This window comes from Nocardiopsis sp. Huas11 (assembly GCF_003634495.1).
Classification (GTDB): Bacteria; Actinomycetota; Actinomycetes; order Streptosporangiales; family Streptosporangiaceae; genus Nocardiopsis.
This window is the reverse complement of record NZ_RBKY01000001.1, coordinates 1100440-1116201: the sequence shown is the minus strand read 5'-3', so window position 1 is coordinate 1116201 and position 15762 is coordinate 1100440. Positions and strand designations below refer to the sequence as shown.

13 protein-coding genes are annotated in these 15762 nt (G+C 73.2%); 7 read left to right on the top strand and 6 right to left on the bottom strand.

Features of this window, described 5'->3' with window-relative positions; genetic code table 11:
* Positions 1-73: 73 nt before the first annotated feature.
* Positions 74-1252, top strand: coding sequence for a cysteine desulfurase family protein (locus DFP74_RS04890; RefSeq protein WP_121188033.1), 1179 nt, complete (start codon positions 74-76; stop codon positions 1250-1252).
* A 114-nt stretch (positions 1253-1366) separates the two neighbouring features.
* Here the strand turns inward: DFP74_RS04890 and DFP74_RS04885 are convergent, their stop codons facing one another.
* From DFP74_RS04885 to DFP74_RS04875, 3 genes are all read right to left on the bottom strand, one after another.
* Entirely contained in the window at positions 1367-2062 is a 696-nt protein-coding gene (locus DFP74_RS04885; RefSeq protein WP_121180611.1) for a peptidylprolyl isomerase, read from the bottom strand.
* A 29-nt stretch (positions 2063-2091) separates the two neighbouring features.
* Entirely contained in the window at positions 2092-2337 is a 246-nt protein-coding gene (locus DFP74_RS04880; RefSeq protein WP_233570805.1) for a hypothetical protein, read from the bottom strand.
* Positions 2338-2649: 312 nt separating this feature from the next.
* Positions 2650-3129, bottom strand: coding sequence for a PLD nuclease N-terminal domain-containing protein (locus DFP74_RS04875; RefSeq protein WP_121180610.1), 480 nt, complete (start codon positions 3127-3129; stop codon positions 2650-2652).
* Positions 3130-3327: 198 nt separating this feature from the next.
* On the opposite strand from DFP74_RS04875, the gene DFP74_RS04870 reads away from it, so the two are divergent.
* Both DFP74_RS04870 and DFP74_RS04865 read left to right on the top strand, forming a co-directional pair.
* Positions 3328-4140 (top strand): helix-turn-helix transcriptional regulator, encoded by an 813-nt coding sequence (locus tag DFP74_RS04870; RefSeq protein ID WP_121180609.1) that lies wholly within the window; start codon positions 3328-3330, stop codon positions 4138-4140.
* A gap of 96 nt (positions 4141-4236) precedes the next feature.
* Complete coding sequence (locus DFP74_RS04865) at positions 4237-5451, top strand: amidohydrolase (protein WP_121180608.1); 1215 nt, start codon at positions 4237-4239, stop codon at positions 5449-5451.
* 276 nt (positions 5452-5727) lie between these two features.
* On the opposite strand, the gene DFP74_RS04860 is transcribed toward DFP74_RS04865, so the two are convergent.
* Positions 5728-6669 carry a DUF3592 domain-containing protein gene (locus DFP74_RS04860; RefSeq protein ID WP_121180607.1) on the bottom strand — a complete coding sequence of 314 codons (942 nt, stop codon included), beginning with the start codon at positions 6667-6669 and terminating at the stop codon, positions 5728-5730.
* A gap of 12 nt (positions 6670-6681) precedes the next feature.
* Entirely contained in the window at positions 6682-7470 is a 789-nt protein-coding gene (locus tag DFP74_RS04855) for a TIGR03089 family protein (protein ID WP_121180606.1), read from the bottom strand.
* 119 nt (positions 7471-7589) lie between these two features.
* Between DFP74_RS04855 and DFP74_RS04850 the strand changes: the two genes are divergently transcribed.
* The 3 genes from DFP74_RS04850 to DFP74_RS04840 are packed head-to-tail and all read left to right on the top strand — an operon-like array spanning position 7590 to position 11724.
* On the top strand, positions 7590-9650 hold the full coding sequence (locus DFP74_RS04850; protein ID WP_121180605.1) for a hypothetical protein: 2061 nt from the start codon (positions 7590-7592) through the stop codon (positions 9648-9650).
* Between the two features lie 14 nt (positions 9651-9664).
* Positions 9665-10597: a glycosyltransferase family 2 protein gene (locus DFP74_RS04845; protein ID WP_121180604.1), complete on the top strand. Its 933-nt coding sequence runs from the start codon at positions 9665-9667 to the stop codon at positions 10595-10597.
* Positions 10594-11724, top strand: a complete 1131-nt coding sequence (locus DFP74_RS04840; RefSeq protein ID WP_121180603.1) for a glycosyltransferase family 4 protein — start codon at positions 10594-10596, stop codon at positions 11722-11724. Before DFP74_RS04845 ends, DFP74_RS04840 begins: the two co-directional genes overlap by 4 nt.
* A 14-nt stretch (positions 11725-11738) precedes the next feature.
* Here DFP74_RS04840 and DFP74_RS04835 read toward each other — a convergent pair whose 3' ends face one another.
* Positions 11739-12710 (bottom strand): lysylphosphatidylglycerol synthase domain-containing protein, encoded by a 972-nt coding sequence (locus DFP74_RS04835; RefSeq protein ID WP_121180602.1) that lies wholly within the window; start codon positions 12708-12710, stop codon positions 11739-11741.
* A 390-nt stretch (positions 12711-13100) separates the two neighbouring features.
* On the opposite strand from DFP74_RS04835, the gene DFP74_RS04830 reads away from it, so the two are divergent.
* The gene (locus tag DFP74_RS04830; RefSeq protein ID WP_121180601.1) at positions 13101-15728 is read left to right on the top strand and encodes a bifunctional FO biosynthesis protein CofGH; all 2628 of its coding nucleotides are present in this window, start codon (positions 13101-13103) and stop codon (positions 15726-15728) included.
* The last annotated feature ends 34 nt before the right edge of the window (positions 15729-15762 follow it).

Genomic DNA, 15762 nt, shown 5'->3' with positions numbered 1-15762 from the left:
CAGGTTATCGGTGGCGGTGGAAGGCGGCCGCCGTCCGATGACCGCGTGCGGCGGACGTATCCTTGGCTACGCCATGGTGTATCTGGATCACGCAGCCACGACCGAGGTCCGCCCCGAGGTCGTCGCCGACGTCGCGGCCGAACTCGGCGCGCTCGGCAACCCGTCCTCCCTCCACGCCCACGGGCGCGGTGCCCGTCGCACGGTCGAGGAGGCGCGAGAACGCGTCGCCGACGCGCTCGGCTCGACCCCGCACGAGGTCGTCTTCACCGGTGGGGGGACCGAGTCCGACAACATCGCGATCAAGGGCCTCTACTGGTCGCGCAACGCCGAGGACCCCCGGCGGCGGCGCATCCTGGTCAGCGCCGTGGAGCACCACGCGGCCCTGGACCCGGCCCATTGGATGGCCGACCACCAGGGCGCCGGGTTCGAGGCCCTGCCGGTGGACGCGCTCGGCCGGGTGGACCCGGGCACGCTGCGAGCGGCCCTGGAGGCCGACCCCGCCGGCGTCGCCCTCGTGTCCGTCATGTGGGCCAACAACGAGGTCGGGACCGTCCAGCCGATCGCCGAGCTCGCCGCGGTCGCGGCCGAGTACGGGGTGCCCTTCCACACCGACGCCGTCCAGGCGGTCGGCGCCGAACCCGTCGACTTCGCCGCCAGCGGTGTGAGTGCGCTCACGGTCAGCGGGCACAAGCTCGGCGGTCCGGTCGGCGCCGGAGCCCTGCTGGTCGCCCGCGGTCTCGGGCCCGTGCCCGTCCTGCACGGCGGCGGGCAGGAGCGCGACATTCGTTCCGGCACGCTGTCGCCGCCGCTGCTGCGCGGGCTGGCCACCGCGGTCGGCCTGGCCGTGGACGAGCGCGTGGAGCACGCGAAGCGCCTGGCGGACCTGCGCGACGAACTCGAGGCGGGGGTCCGCGACGCCGTCGCGGACGTGGTGGTCAACGGGGACCTCGACCAGCGCCTGCCGGGGATCTCGCACCTGTCCTTCCCCGGCTGCGAGGGCGACGCCCTCCTGATGCTGCTGGACGCCCGCGGCATCTCCTGCTCCACCGGCTCGGCCTGCTCGGCGGGTGTGGCCCAGCCCAGTCACGTGCTGTTGGCGATGGGCGCCGACCCGGACACCGCGCTGAGCAGCCTGCGGCTCTCGCTCGGCCGTACTTCCACGGCGCAGGACGTCGCCGCGCTGGTCGAGGCGATCGGCCCGGCCGTCGAGCGGGCCCGCGCCGCACGCGCCAAACGCCGCACCCCCCGCTAGATCCCGCGATCGGCGTGAGGGGTGCCTCGGTCTGCTGACCCAGGACCCCAGGGGGTGTAGGTGCGGGTCCGCTCCTACGGGTCCCCTGGGGGGCGGCCCGGGGCGCCGGAACGACTACGAGCGCTGCACCGACACCGACTCGATGACCACGTCGTCCAGCGGTCGGGCGGTGGAGGGGTCGGTCTCCACCTGGGCGATGGCGTCCACGACCTCCTGCGACGCCTCGTCGGCGACGTGGCCGAAGATCGTGTGGTCGCCGTCGAGGTGCTCGGTCGGCGCCACCGTGATGAAGAACTGCGAGCCGTTGGTGTCGGGGCCCGAGTTGGCCATCGCCAGCATGCCGGGCTCGGCGAAGGTCTGACCGTTGTCGACCTCGTCCTCGAACTGGTAGCCGGGGCCGCCCCGGCCGGTGCCCAGGGGGTCGCCGCCCTGGATCATGAAGCCGTCGATCACACGGTGGAAGACGAGGCCGTCGTAGAACGCCTCGTTCCCCGTCTCGGGGTTGGGGACGCCCTCGCCCTCGGCGAGGCCGACGAAGTTGGCCACCGTCAGCGGGGCCTCCTCGGGCAGCAACACGAGTTCGATGTCGCCCTCGCTGGTGTGCAGCGTGGCGCCCTCCACGTCGGACACGTCGATGTCGGCGGGGCCGCCGGCGTCGTCGTTGGCTTCGGAGGTCTGTTCCGGGGCGTCCTCCGCGCCGTCGGCGGCGTCGCGGTCCGGGCCCGCTTCGGCCTCGCCGCCGCACGCGGTGGTGGCGAACAGGGCCGTGCAGGCGACAAGGGCCGACGCCGTCAGGGTCAAGCGGTTCATCGGGTTTTTGGGCGTGGAGACCCGGTCCTTCAGGGTCGGGAGGAAACGCCCGTCTCCTTCCTCAGTGTGTAGGCACAGCCATCCGCTCTCTGGAGCAGGCGGACGTGCCGGTGGTTGATGCCCTGGACGGTGCCGTGGGCGGTGGTGACGTTGAAGCTCCCCGAAGCGCGCACCGCGACCCGGCCGTTATAGGTTCCCACCTTCTTCCCCTTGGGAACGACAGCGCGTACCAGGTCGCCGGTGGCGAAGGAGAAGAAGTGCTTGGTGCGGGGCAACCGCAACCGGGGAAACCCGTACCGGTCACCACACCCGTGGTGTGGTGTCCGCGCCCCGTTTCGTCCCTGATCCGAGGGGTGTCTGCTGGCGCGGATTCGAGAGCGGGCCGCTGAGGAAGCACGGCTCGGTCGGTCTTGTGTCCTATGCGCAACGTAGCCATCAAGGTCACCTCCTTCATAGGTGATGGCTGGGTCTGGTAAAGGCGGCTCTCAGCCCCATGGGCCGAAAGCCCGACCCTGAGGGCCGGGATCCCGTTACCGGTTCACTTCCGAGGTGAGGTTCGCGGCTGGGCGGCACACAGCGTACTGGGCTCAGGCGACCGGGCCCGACGGCGCCTGGGGGTCGTCGTCGGTCCCGCGACCTCCCGGTCCGTCCTCCCGGCCCTCCGGTCCGTCCCGCCCGTCCAAGGTCCGGTCCCCGTGCGCGCCGCGCTCACGCTCCTCCTGGGCCCGGCGTGCCCGGCGGCGCTGTTCCTCGGCGCGCTCGCGGCACCGGCGCAGGAACTCGTCGTCGTCCTCCGGAGTGACCCCGCGCGCACGATTGGGATGCTCGTACTCGGGGAAGGCCGGGGGAGGGCCCGCGGGACCGGCCGCCGGGACCGCGTCGCGGCGCGGGCGCCCCAACACGAACCACAGCAGGGCACCGACCTTGGGCAGCAGCAGGACGATCACCGTCCACGCCGGTTTGGGCAGCAGGCGGACGGCGTCGGAGTCGGAGCCGATCACGTCGAACAGCACGTAGACCCAGAAGGTCAGCGACGCGACGGTCAGCAACAGGGCGAGGTAGACCAACGGGACCTTTCCTTGACAGCACGCCCGGTCATCGGGGGGCATGGTCGGACTTTGTACTGACTTATCACGGATCGCCGCACCCGCCGGGGCGCTTGACCCGTCCACCCGGCGCGGGAGAGGGTCACACCAAGGGGTTGGGGCGTCGCACCGAGGGTACGACACGGCTCCCCGACACAGGCGACCGGAGAGGATACGGGAGTGAACACTGCGTTGCCGTCTGCGATGTGGCTCCCCTTCGGCGCGCGAATCCTGCGCGCCCGGTCCGACAAGGGGCTCTCACGCGCCGAACTCGCCGCCAACGTCGGCGTGACCGACGACAAGCTCCGCGAGGTGGAGGACGCCTACTGCCGTCCCGCGCGCTCGCTCGTCGAACGGGTCGACACGGTGCTGGGCACCGAACACCGGCTCGTCGACGCCTGGGCGATCACGCTCCAGGCCGAGGCCTTTCCCAACGAGTTCGGCGACATGCGCGAACTGGGCGTGCACGCCGCACGGCTCTGGGAGCACCAGCCCATGGCCGTGCCGGTCTTCCTGCGTACCCGCGAGTACTCCAGCGCGGTCCTGCGGCCGCGGCACGCCGACCTCTCCCACGAGGAGATCGAGGCGATGGTGGAGGACGAGATGGCCCACCGCGCCGCGATGACCGGACCGGACGGCCCCACGCTCAGGGTCGTGCTCAACGAGTCCGCGCTCCAGCGCCCGCAGGGCGGCGCCGAGGTGCTCAACGCCCAGCGCGACTTCCTGGCCGACCTCATCGAGGCGGGCATCGTCACGCTGGCCGTCATTCCCGAGCAGACCGCGCACCACCCGGGCCTGGGCGGCGCGTTCCGGATGATGGAGTTCGCCGACCGGCCCAGCATGGTCTACGCCTTCGCGGCCCAGGGCGGCGAGCTCACCGGTGACAACGAGCAGGTCGGGCGCTGTGCCATGGTGCGCGAGGCCATCGAGGACGTGAGCGTGGAGCTGACCCCGCGCTCGGAGCTGCTGACCGCGCGCTGGCCCGCGGGCTGAGCGGCCGGGGGGCGAGCGCCCCGTGGGCGGGCGGTCCGTTGAGCGCGGTCCGCTCGCCCTTGGGCGGTCGCCCCGTCATGGGCTAGGTTGCCCGCCATGGATATCGCGATCAGATCCGGATACGTCGTTCCCGTCGACGGCGACCCCATCGACGGCGGCACGGTGCTCATCTCCGACGGGCGGATTCGGGCGGTGGGCCGGGACGACGACGTCACCGTCCCCGAGGGAGCCGAGGTCGTCGACGCCGCGGGTACGTGGGTCCTCCCGGGCTTCGTCGAGGCGCACGGCCACATCGGCATCGACGAGGAGGGCGTCGGCTGGGCCGGCGACGACACCAACGAGATGACCGACCCCAACGGCGCCCGCATGCGCGCGCTGGACGCCATCAACCCCGCCGACCGGGGGTTCGTCGACGCCCTGTCCGGCGGCGTCACCAGCTCCGTCGTCAAGCCCGGATCGGGCAACCCCATCGGCGGGCAGACGGTGGCGATCAAGTGCTGGGGCCGGAGCATGGAGGACCGGCTCATCCGTCACCCGGCGAGCGTCAAGAGCGCGCTCGGCGAGAACCCCAAGCGGGTGTACGGCAAGAAGGACCAGATCCCCTCCACCCGGCAGGGCGTGGCCGCGGTCATCCGGGACGCCTTCACCAAGGCCCAGGACTACAAGGCCAAACGGGACCACGCCGCCGCCGAGGGCAACCCCTTCGACCGCGACAACACCCTGGAGGTGCTGGTCCGGGTCCTGGACGGCGAGCTGCCGTGGTGCCAGCACACCCACCGCGCCGACGACATCCACACGGCCATGCGCCTGGCCGACGAGTTCGGCTACCGGTTGATCATCAACCACTGCACCGAGGGCCACCTGCTGGCGGACGAGATCGCGGCCCGCGGCATCCCCGTCATCACCGGTCCGCTGATGGTCGGCCGCTCCAAGGTGGAGGTCAAGAACAAGACCCTGGCCAACCCCGGCATCCTGGACCGCGCGGGCGTCAAGGTCGCGCTGACCACCGACCACCCCGTCGTCCCCATCGAGTTCCTGATCCACCAGGCCACGCTGTGCGTGAAGGAGGGCATGGACCCCGCGTCGGCGATCCGCGCGCTCACGGTCAACCCCGCGCAGATCATGGGCATCGACGACCGCGTCGGCGCGCTCAAGCCCGGTCTGGACGGCGACGTCGTCCTCTGGTCCGGTGACCCGCTGGACGTGATGAGCCGCGCCCTGCGTGTGTTCGTCGAGGGCCGTGAGGTGTACACCTACGACGAGGAGGCCCGTGAGGGCCGGGCGCTGGACGCCTACTACCGCGAGGCGTGAGATGTCCCCGCGGGGCTTCTGAGGCCCCCTCAGAGCCCCGCGGGTCCGTCTGAGGCCCTCGGGTGGCGGCCGCACCGGTTTCTGAGGTGCGGCCGTCCCGCGTTCTCGGGCGTTCTCCCGATGGTGGGGCCGGGGGCCTCAGGACGAGCCTGGAATCCCACCGGATCCCAGGGAGAACCCATGCACGCCGACCACAGCGCCCGCGCCGCCGACCTCTACCGCGCCGAGATGGAGCAGCGGGCCTCCCGGGAGCGCCTGCTCGCCGTCGCCCGGACCTCAAAGGCCGGCGGACCGGGCCATGACGAAGCCCACGAAGCCTCCGATGAGCGTGAAGACCGTCCCGATGAACATCAGGGTCAGGCCCGTGAACAGGTCCCCCGCTGACAGGTCGGCCACGCTGAACTCCGCCGGGTGCCCGGGGTCGTGCCGGATCCGGACCCGTTGCTGGAGGGCCGGCCGGAAGGAGCTGGTGGAGACCGGGTAGCGGCGGTGGACCTCGCGCCCGTCGGCGGCTCGGAAGTGGACGGTGAAGGGGTGGGTGATGATGGTCCTGGACGGACCGTTGGAGCTCCTCCGGCGCTTCCTCTGGGTCCAGGTGTCAGTGACCACGCCGACGGTCTCGGCGGTGTGCCGCCGGGCCCTGACCCGGCCGCGCGCCATGGCGACGACGCCGCCCACGATCAGGCACGGTCCCACCACGACGAACAGCCCCGGAACGAGGACCCCCACCACCGAGTCGCCGCCGCGGACGGCCAACAGGACGACGCCGCCGATGACGAGCACGCCCACCAGGGGCAGCAGGGGCACCAGCAGTGAGGGCCGGTCCCCGGGGCGCCGGCGCGGACCGACCGGGTAGTCGCCCCGGGCGGGATCGGCGTGGGCGGCGCGCTCCACCCGGATCAGCCGGGGGTCGGCGGGGGAGTGGACCAGGGAGACCGGTGTGCCCTCCCGGACGTGGTACCCGCCCAGGCCGCTGGAGTCGACGGCCTCCCAACGGGTGCCGTCCGCGCCCTGCACCGTGACGGTGACGGTGTGGCCGTGGGGGCTCCGTTCGAGCGGGTGGACCCTGCTCACGTGCCCGTACGCGCGCACCCCGGTCTCGTCCAGTTCCCGCTGCTCCCGGCGGCGCCTGAGCCTTGCCAGCACGCCCCGGACACCGTGGTAGAGGGTGAGTCCGAGGAAGAGCGCGGCGAGGAGAGGACCGATGAAGTCGTCCATCGGGTCGTTCTATCAGAGCGGGCGAACGCCCGGGAAGTCCGGTTCCTCCCCTTCGGGGGCGGTCACGACGGTGGCCTTCTCCATGCGCAGCCGTCCGGCGAGGTCGTCGGTGTCGGGCGGTGTGAGGATGAGGGGCGCCCCGGAGGCGAGGGCGGCCGACAGCAGGTCCAGGGACGGGCCGAGCGCGGACAGCGGGGCGTCCGCCGCCAGGAGGACCGCGATCCGGTCCTCGCCGGTCAGGCCCCACTCCTGGGCGCGCTCGCGGCCCAGGGCGGCCACCTCCGCGCCGGTGCGGGGCCGGTCCGTCCTCAGCGCGGGGGCCGCGGGGTCGATCGCGTAGGCCGCGAAGTGGTCGCCGTGGCCCCGCACCTCGACCGAGTAGTCCACCACCATGTCCGGGACGTGCCGCAGCGGCAGGCCCAGGGGGTGCAGCGAGGTGCCGAACACCTCGTCGGCGCCGGTGTCGACGGCCTCGTCCAGCCGGTCGGCGTCGGCCACCGCGAAGGCGGCCCCCGGGGCGACGGAGCCCCGCGGCGAGGGCACGGCCTCCGCGCCCACCGACCAGCACGAGACCACCCACACCAGGGACTGCCAGTGCACGGGCAGCGCGAGGGCCGTCGCGTCGCCGGGCTGCACGCCGAACCCGTCCACGAGCATGTTGGCGGTCTTGGCGACCCAGTTGTCGAAGGTGGTGCGGGAGAGCTCCACCCGGGCGCCGGAGTCGTCGTAGGAGGTGACGAACGGTCGGGTCGGGTCGGCGGAGACGAGGGCGCGCCACAACTGCGCTGGAGTTTCGGACATACCGTCACCCTAGAACGTGCCGGGAGCGCTCGCCCAGTCCGCGCCGCGCTCACGGCACGGCTCCGGGCGCGGTCGGGCGGCGGTGTGCACTGCGGTTCCGGAACTGCCAGAGTTGCCCCATGCGCATGCCCCCCGGACGACTCCTCCTCGCCCGCGTCACGGCGCTGCCGGCGATCGCCGTCTCAGCGTGGCTCCTGGTCGCGTTCCCGCTGCTGGCCCTGGGCGTGTTCACGCCGGTCGCCGCCGGGATCGTCGGCGTGCCCGCGGTCGTCGCCGCCTGCGCGCTGGTCCCCCGGCTCATCCCCGAGCCCGCCACGGCCGGGGGCGCCCGCGAGGACCGGTGGGCCCTGGTCGCCCTGGTGCTGGTCCTGGTGATCGCCGTGGCCTTCGCCGTCGTGCAGATCGTCTACCACGCCGAGGCGCTGGTCATCCGCCGCGACCCCGCCTCCTACGCCATGTACACGGCGTGGATCGCGGAGAACGGTCACCTGCCGGTCCCGCAGCAGCGCGAGCTCCTCGGGGACGACCCGGCGCTGAACTTCCAGAGCCTGGCCCAGTACCAGATCGACGACGTCATCTGGCCGCAGTTCATGGCCGGCGCCCCGCTGCTGACCTCCATCGGCTACTGGCTCGGCGGACTCACCGGGATGCTCGTCACCACCCCGGTCCTGGGCGCGCTGGGCGTGCTCACCTTCGCCGGACTCACCGCCCGCCTGGTCGGCCCGTGCTGGGCCCCGCTCGCGGCGCTGGTCCTGGCGGTGTGCCTGCCCCAGCAGTGGGTCAGCCGCTTCACCTACAGCGAGCCCGTCACCCAGATCCTCCTGCTCGGCGGCCTGGTCCTGGCCTACGACGCGCTGGCCCGGCGCACCGCGCTGACCGACCGGTGGTCCGGCGCGCACACGCTGGCCGCGGCGGCCGGACTCTCGTTCGGCCTCGGCCTGGTGGTGCGCATCGACGTGCTGCGGGACCTGCTGCCGGTCGTGGGCTTCGTCGGCCTGCTGCTGCTCGCCCGGCGCGGCCAGGCGCCGCCCCTGCTGGGCGGACTCGCCGTCGGTGTCGGCATGGGCCTGTACGCGGGCTTCGGGCTGTCCCGGCCCTACCTGGACTACCTCGAGGACTCCCTCGGCCCGCTGCTCGTCATCTCCGGCGCGGTCCTGGTCCTGACGGTCGTGGCCACGGCCGCCCTGTGGCGGTTCGGCGTTCCGCGGGTGGAGCGCGTGCGGTGGCTGCCCGAGGCCGTGGCGGTGCTGTCCCTGCTGGTCATGGCCGGCTTCGCGATCCGGCCCCTGCTGTGGCCCGACTACGGGCACGGCAGCGACTTCACCGACCACTGGGTCGCCTACGTGCAGGGGCGGGAGGGGCTGCTGGTCGAGGGCAGCCGGACCTACTACGACATGAGCCTGTACTGGGTGGGCTGGTACGTGGGCCTGGGCACCGTCCTGTTCGCGTCCCTGGGCGTGGCGCTGCTGCTGCGCCGCGTGGTCCTGCGCCGCGACCCCCAGTGGGTGCTGCCCCTGATGCTGCTGCTGTGGACGGTCGCCACGACCCTGCTGCGGCCCGCCATCACCCCGGACCACCCCTGGGCGAGCCGGCGGCTGATCGTCCTGGTCATCCCCGCGTTCGTGCTGCTCGCCGTCTGGTTCGCCGCCTGGCTGACCCGCTACTGCGCCGCCGTGGTCGACGAACAGGAGAGGCGTCCCCCGGTGTACGCGCTTCCCGCCGTCGTCGCGGTGCTGGCCGCGGGGACGATGGCCCTGTCGAGCGCGGCCACCGCGACCGGGATCATGGGCTATCGCCAGGACGCGGGGACCGTCGAGGCGACCCACCGCCTGTGCGAGGCGATCCCACCGGACGCCTCGGTCATCGTGGTCGACTCCGACATGGCGAGCGGCTACATGCCGCTGGTGCGCAACGTCTGCGGGGTGCCCACCGCGGAGCTGACCGATCCCACCCCGGAGGCGGTCCAGCGGGTGGTGGTGCGCATCCACGACCAGGGGCGCGACGCCGTGCTCGCCTCCTCCCAGGCCGAACCGCTCCGGGCGCTGGCGGGGGAGGGCGTCGAGCCCGAACGACCCTTCGACGTGACCGCCGCCATGGATCCGAGTACCCTCATGGAGCCCCCGACCGGCCACTGGACCTTCCGTGGCAGCGTGTGGGTCGTCGTGTTCCCCGTCGAGTGAGGTATGAAGAGCGCATGAGCGAGGCCGGCGGCGACGCCTCAGCCCAGGAACCGGACGCCCCCGTGCGCGTCACCATCGTGCTGCCGTGCTTCAACGAGGAGGAGCACGTCGTCGACGAGGTCAAGCGCATCTGCGCGGCCATGGACGCCTCCGGGCACACCTACGAGCTGCTCGCGGTGGACGACGCCTCCACCGACGACACCCTCGCGAAGCTGCGGGACGCCGAGGCGCTCTATCCGCACATGCGGGTCATCGCCTTCGGCCACAACGGCGGCTCTGGCACGGTCCGGCGGATCGGCAGCCAGCGGGCGCGCGGCGAGTACGTCGTGTGGACCGACGCCGACATGAGCTACCCCAACGAGCGCATCCCCGAACTCGTCTCGATCCTGGACGAGGAGCCCGGCGTCGACCAGGTCGTGGGCGCGCGCACGCAGGAGATGGGCACGCACAAGATGCTGCGGGTCCCGGCCAAGTGGGCCATCCGCAAGGTCGCCGAGAGCCTCACCAACACCCGCATCCCCGACCTCAACTCCGGCCTGCGCGTGTTCCGCCGCGAGGTGGCCCGCCCGTACCTGCGCCTGCTGCCGCCGGGGTTCTCCTGCGTCACCACCATCACGCTGGCGTTCCTGTCCAACCAGCACACGGTCAAGTACGTGCCGATCGAGTACGCCAAGCGCGCGGGGACCTCCAAGTTCCACTTCGTGAGGGACGCCTACCGGTACATCCTCCAGGTGCTGCGCATGGTCATGTACTTCAACCCGCTCAAGGTGCTCATGCCGCCGTCGCTCGCCCTATTGGGCGTGGGCGCGGTCAAGTTCGTCTTCGACCAGGTGCGCCACCCGCTCTACATCCCCAACAACACCGTCATGATCCTCATGACGGGGCTGATCATCGCCGCCATCGCCCTGTTGGCCGACCTCATCGTGCGGTCGCGGGAGAGCGCGTGACCCCCGCCCCGGCACGCCGCTCCCCGGCCCGCGTCACGCTGGTGGGCCCCGCCCACCCGTACAAGGGCGGCGGAGCCCGGCACACCACCGAACTGGCCCACCGGCTCAGCGCCCTGGGCCACGAGGTCGCGATCGAGTCGTGGCGGGCGCAGTACCCGGCGGCGCTCTACCCGGGCCGGCAGACCATCGAGGAGCCGGAGGGCGAACCCCACCCCGGCACCCGGCACGGCCTGGCCTGGTACCGGCCGGACGGCTGGTGGCGGACCGGGCGCCGGCTGGCCCGCGAGGCAGACCTGGTGGTGATCACCGTCTTCTCCCCGGTGCAGGTGCCCGCCTACCTCGCCATCCTGGCCGGCGTGCGCTCGCTCGACACCGGGACGCAGATCGTCGCCCTGTGCCACAACGTGCTGCCGCACGAGCGCCGCGCCGTGGACGTCTCCCTCACGCGCGCGCTGCTGCGCCGGGTGGATGGCGTCCTCACGCACTCGCCCGAGCAGGCGCACCTGGCCGAAGGGCTGCTGGGACCCGAGCGACCGCGTCCGGTCACCGCCCCGCTGCCCCCGCACCTGCCCGACACCGGCGGCCCCGCCCAGGGGCCGGACGGCGAGCGGCGGCACCTGCTCTTCCTCGGCATCGTCCGCCCGTACAAGGGCGTCGACCTGCTGCTGCGGGCCCTGGCCGACGGCGCGCCCGACGACGTCACGCTCACGGTGGCGGGCGAGTTCTGGGGCGGCACCGACGAGCTGGCGGCCCTGGCGCGCGAGCTGGGCGTGGCCGACCGCGTACGGCTGCGCGACGGCTACGTGCCGGCCACGGAGCTGCCGGGCCTGTTCGCGTCCGCCGACGCCGTCGTCCTGCCCTACCGCACGGCCACGGCCACCCAGAACGTGTGGCTGGCCCACGAGCACGGGGTCCCGGTCGTGGCCACGCGCGCCGGAACGCTCGCCGACCACGTGCGCGAGGGCGTCGACGGTCTGCTGTGCGAGCCCGGCGACGCCGCGGACCTGGCACGCGCGCTCACCGCCCTCTACGCCTCGGGCGAGGCCGAGCGGCTGCGTGCGGGCGTGCGGCCGGTGGACCCGGCCCCGTACTGGAGGGACTACGCCGACCGGCTCCTGAAGGCCTGAGCGGTTTCGACGGCCTAGCCCTCGGGCGTGCCGGGCAGGGTCGGCTCGGCGCCGGTCCGGCCGGCGGCCCGCGTCGGCGACAGCAGCACCGACAGCCCCGCCCAGGCGATGTCCGCCACGGTCATGACCAGGCGCGAGAGCACCGCGACCACGAGCGCCGCCCCGGCGTCCACCACCGGGGCCAGCGCGACCACCAGCACCGCCTCGCGCACGCCCAGGCCGGCGGGCGCGAACACCACCAGCAGTCCGAGCGTCCAGGCCAGCGCGTACCCGCCCACGGCCGGGCCGACGGAGGCGAGCGGCTCGCCGCCCACCGCCCAGGTCAACAGCCACGCGTGTGCGCCCAGCGGGACCCACGCCAGCACGGTCCAGCCGACCGCGGCGGCCACCGAGCGCCCGCGCACGTCGGGCGGTCCGGCCTCGGCCACCTCCCGGAAGCGCGCGAAGGGCCGGGCCGCCGTACGGACGCCGAACCCCAGCACACGCGGGTGCAGGCACGCCAGCAGGACCGGCGCGGCGGCCAGGACCCACCACCAGCGGCGCGCGGCGTCCCCGGACGCCAGGGGCAGCGCCACCGCGGCCACGGCCAGGCCCACCGCGACCGTGACGGCCACGGCCAGCAGGGTGGCGGCGGCGCCGCGCGACCGCGGAACCTCGCGGTCGCGTGCGAGCTCCACCTGGGCGACGAACGCCCACACCGACCCCGGCAGGTACTTGCCGAGCTGGCCGACGAACATGATCCGCGCCGCCACCGGCACCGGCAGGGGGGACCCGAGACCGCCCAGCAGCGACCGCCAGGCGAGCATCTGGGCGGTCAGCCCGGCCATGCCGGCCAGGACCGCCGCGGGCAGCGCCCACAGGGGCAGGGCGGCCACCGCCTCCCGCGCCTGGGTCCAGTGCCCGCGCAGCGCCCACCCGGCGCACGCGAACACCGCCACGAGCAGCGCCAGGCGCACCCACCGGTTACCGCGAAGCCGTCTCAGCACGCGGCCACACTAGGGCATGTTCCGCGGATACCCGCCCTGCTGCGCGACGCCCCAGCACAACTCTCGCTGCGTTCTCATCAGTCAACAGCCACACCAGGAGGGGCCCACGCTGTGCGACACTGCGGAGCTTGCGGAGCAGGGCACAGTAGGGGAATTCCTTCTTCCACCTTGCGAGAGCCGCACTGGGACTCCCGCCCGTCGCCCACCACCACCCTCAACGGACGCCTGCGGCGCAGACCTCCTTCTCGCGACGGGCGGCATCCACGGAACACGCCCTAGTCCACCGGCCTCCCGTGGGCCCCACCGCCGGTGAACTGGTCCCCATGTCATCGGGCGTACCACCGCATGCCGCCGTCGGCCGGAGAACCGGGACGCGTAGGGTGGGCCGTTATGAGTGGTGCGAACGACCCGGCCCCCGGCTCCTCCCCGACAGCGTCCGCGATGCGCAGGGCACTCGCCCGCGCCCGAGACGGCAAGACCCTGGACGTCACCGAGGCCGAAGTGCTCCTGCACGCCCGGGGCGACGACCTCCAGACGCTCCTGGACCACGCCGGCCGCGTGCGTGACGCCGGGCTGGAGGCCGCAGGCCGCCCCGGTGTCATCACCTACAGCCGCAAGGTCTTCGTCCCGTTGACCCGGCTCTGCCGCGACCGCTGCCACTACTGCACGTTCGCGACCGTGCCCGGCCGCCTGGAAGCCCCCTACATGTCCCCGGACGAGGTCCTGGAGATCGCGCGCCGGGGCGCCGAGATGGGCTGCAAGGAGGTCCTCATCACGCTCGGGGACCGCCCCGAGGACCGGTGGAGCCAGGCCGCCGAGTGGCTGGACGCCCACGGCTACGACGACACCCTGTCCTACGTCCGGGCCATGGCGATCATGGTCCTGGAGGAGACCGGCCTCCTGCCGCACCTCAACCCGGGTGTGCTGACCTGGTCGGACTTCCAGCGGCTCAAGCCGGTCTCCCCGTCGATGGGCATGATGCTGGAGACCACCTCCGAGCGGCTGTTCACGGAGAAGGGCCAGGCCCACTACGGCAGCCCCGACAAGGACCCGGCGGTGCGGCTGCGCGCCCTGGAGGACGCGGGCCGCTCCAACGTCCCCTTCACGACCGGCATCCTCCTGGGGATCGGCGAGACCATCGCCGACCGCGCCGAGTCGATCTTCGCGATCCGGGGCGTGGCCCGCCGCTACGGCGGCATCCAGGAGGTCATCGTGCAGAACTTCCGGGCCAAGCCCGGGACCGCGATGATGCACCGCCCCGACGCCGAGCGCGAGGGGATGGCCGCCGCCATCGCGGTCACCCGCCTGGTGATGGGGCCCAAGGCCCACATCCAGGCCCCGCCCAACCTCATCGGCGCGGAGGCCGGCGGCGTGGACGAGTACGCGCTGATGCTCCGCGCGGGCATCGACGACTGGGGCGGGGTCTCCCCGCTGACCGCCGACCACGTCAACCCCGAGCGCCCCTGGCCGCAGATCGAGGACCTGGCCGACCGCACCGCCGCCCAGGGGTTCACCCTGCGCGAGCGGCTCACCGCCTACCCCGAGTACGTGCGGGCGGGCGAGCCGTGGCTGGACCCGCGGGTGGCGGCGCACGTGGCGGCCCTGGCCGACCCCGAGACCGGACTCGCGGTGGAGGACGCGCCCCTGGTGGGGCGGCCCTGGCAGGAGCCCGAGGCGGTGCTGGTCGACTCCGGCCGCACCGACCTGCACACCGACATCGACACACAGGGCCGCACCGGTGACCGGCGCGGCGACTTCGACGCCGTCTACGGCGACTGGGACGAGCTGCGGGAGGGCGTGGACCGCGAGGGCGCGGTGCCCCGCCGCTTCGACCCGGACATCGCCGCGGCCCTGCGCAGCGCCGAGGCCGACCCCGCCGGCCTGAGCGACGACGAGGCGCTCGCGCTGCTGCACGCCGACGGCCCCGAACTGGAGGCCCTCACCGGGCTGGCCGACCGGGTGCGCTCCGACGTGGTCGGCGACGACGTCACGTTCGTGGTCACCAGGAACATCAACTTCACCAACGTCTGCTACACCGGCTGCCGGTTCTGCGCCTTCGCCCAGCGCCGCACGGACGCCGACGCCTACACGCTCTCGCTGGACCAGGTCGCCGACCGCGCCGAGGAGGCGTGGAAGGCCGGGGCCACCGAGGTGTGCATGCAGGGCGGCATCCACCCCGACCTGCCCGGAACGGCCTACTTCGACCTCGCCGGGGCGGTCCGCGAGCGCGTGCCGGACATGCACGTCCACGCCTTCAGCCCGATGGAGGTCGTCAACGGCGCCTCGCGGACCAACCTGCCGATCCGCGAATGGCTGACCCGCGCCCGCGACGCGGGCCTGGGCTCGATCCCGGGCACGGCCGCGGAGATCCTCGACGACGAGGTCCGGTGGGTGCTCACCAAGGGCAAGCTGCCCGCCCGTGAGTGGATCGAGGTGGTCACGGCCGCCCACGACCTGGGCATCCCGACGACGTCGACGATGATGTACGGGCACGTCGACTCGCCCCGGCACTGGGTGGCGCACATCAAGCTGCTGCGCTCGCTGCAGGAGCGCTCGGTGGAGCGCAACGGCCGCCGGGGCTTCACCGAGTTCGTGCCGCTGCCGTTCGTGCACACCAACGCGCCGATCTACCTCGCCGGGCTGGCGCGCACGGGCCCCACGGTCCGGGAGAACCGGGCGGTGCACGCCCTGGCCCGGCTGCTGCTGCACGGGCACATCGACAACATCCAGTGCTCGTGGGTCAAGCTCGCCGAGGACACCTGCCGGCAGCTGTTGAGCGGCGGTGTCAACGACGTGGGCGGCACCCTGATGGAGGAGACCATCAGCCGGATGGCCGGTTCGGGGCAGGGGTCGTACAAGACGATCACCGACATCCGCGCCCTGGTCGAGCCGACGGGGCGCCCCCTGCGCCAGCGCACGACCCTCTACGGCGAGGTGTCCGAGGAGCGCCGCCGCGTGGCCGAGGCGGGAGACGGGGTGGCCGCCAGCGTGCTGCGGCCCTCGCTGCCCCTGGTCTGAGGACGAGGCGGGGGCGCGGCGCCGGGTCCGGGCG

What these genes read in the sequence shown, in the direction of transcription:
- DFP74_RS04850 (WP_121180605.1), top strand. Translation starts at nt 7,590, where the DNA reads ATGCGCATGCCCCCCGGACGACTCCTCCTCGCCCGCGTCACGGCGCTG.
- DFP74_RS04860 (WP_121180607.1), bottom strand. Translation starts at nt 6,669, where the DNA reads ATGGACGACTTCATCGGTCCTCTCCTCGCCGCGCTCTTCCTCGGACTC.
- DFP74_RS04845 (WP_121180604.1), top strand. Translation starts at nt 9,665, where the DNA reads ATGAGCGAGGCCGGCGGCGACGCCTCAGCCCAGGAACCGGACGCCCCC.
- DFP74_RS04830 (WP_121180601.1), top strand. Translation starts at nt 13,101, where the DNA reads ATGAGTGGTGCGAACGACCCGGCCCCCGGCTCCTCCCCGACAGCGTCC.
- DFP74_RS04855 (WP_121180606.1), bottom strand. Translation starts at nt 7,470, where the DNA reads ATGTCCGAAACTCCAGCGCAGTTGTGGCGCGCCCTCGTCTCCGCCGAC.
- DFP74_RS04885 (WP_121180611.1), bottom strand. Translation starts at nt 2,062, where the DNA reads ATGAACCGCTTGACCCTGACGGCGTCGGCCCTTGTCGCCTGCACGGCC.
- DFP74_RS04865 (WP_121180608.1), top strand. Translation starts at nt 4,237, where the DNA reads ATGGATATCGCGATCAGATCCGGATACGTCGTTCCCGTCGACGGCGAC.
- DFP74_RS04890 (WP_121188033.1), top strand. Translation starts at nt 74, where the DNA reads ATGGTGTATCTGGATCACGCAGCCACGACCGAGGTCCGCCCCGAGGTC.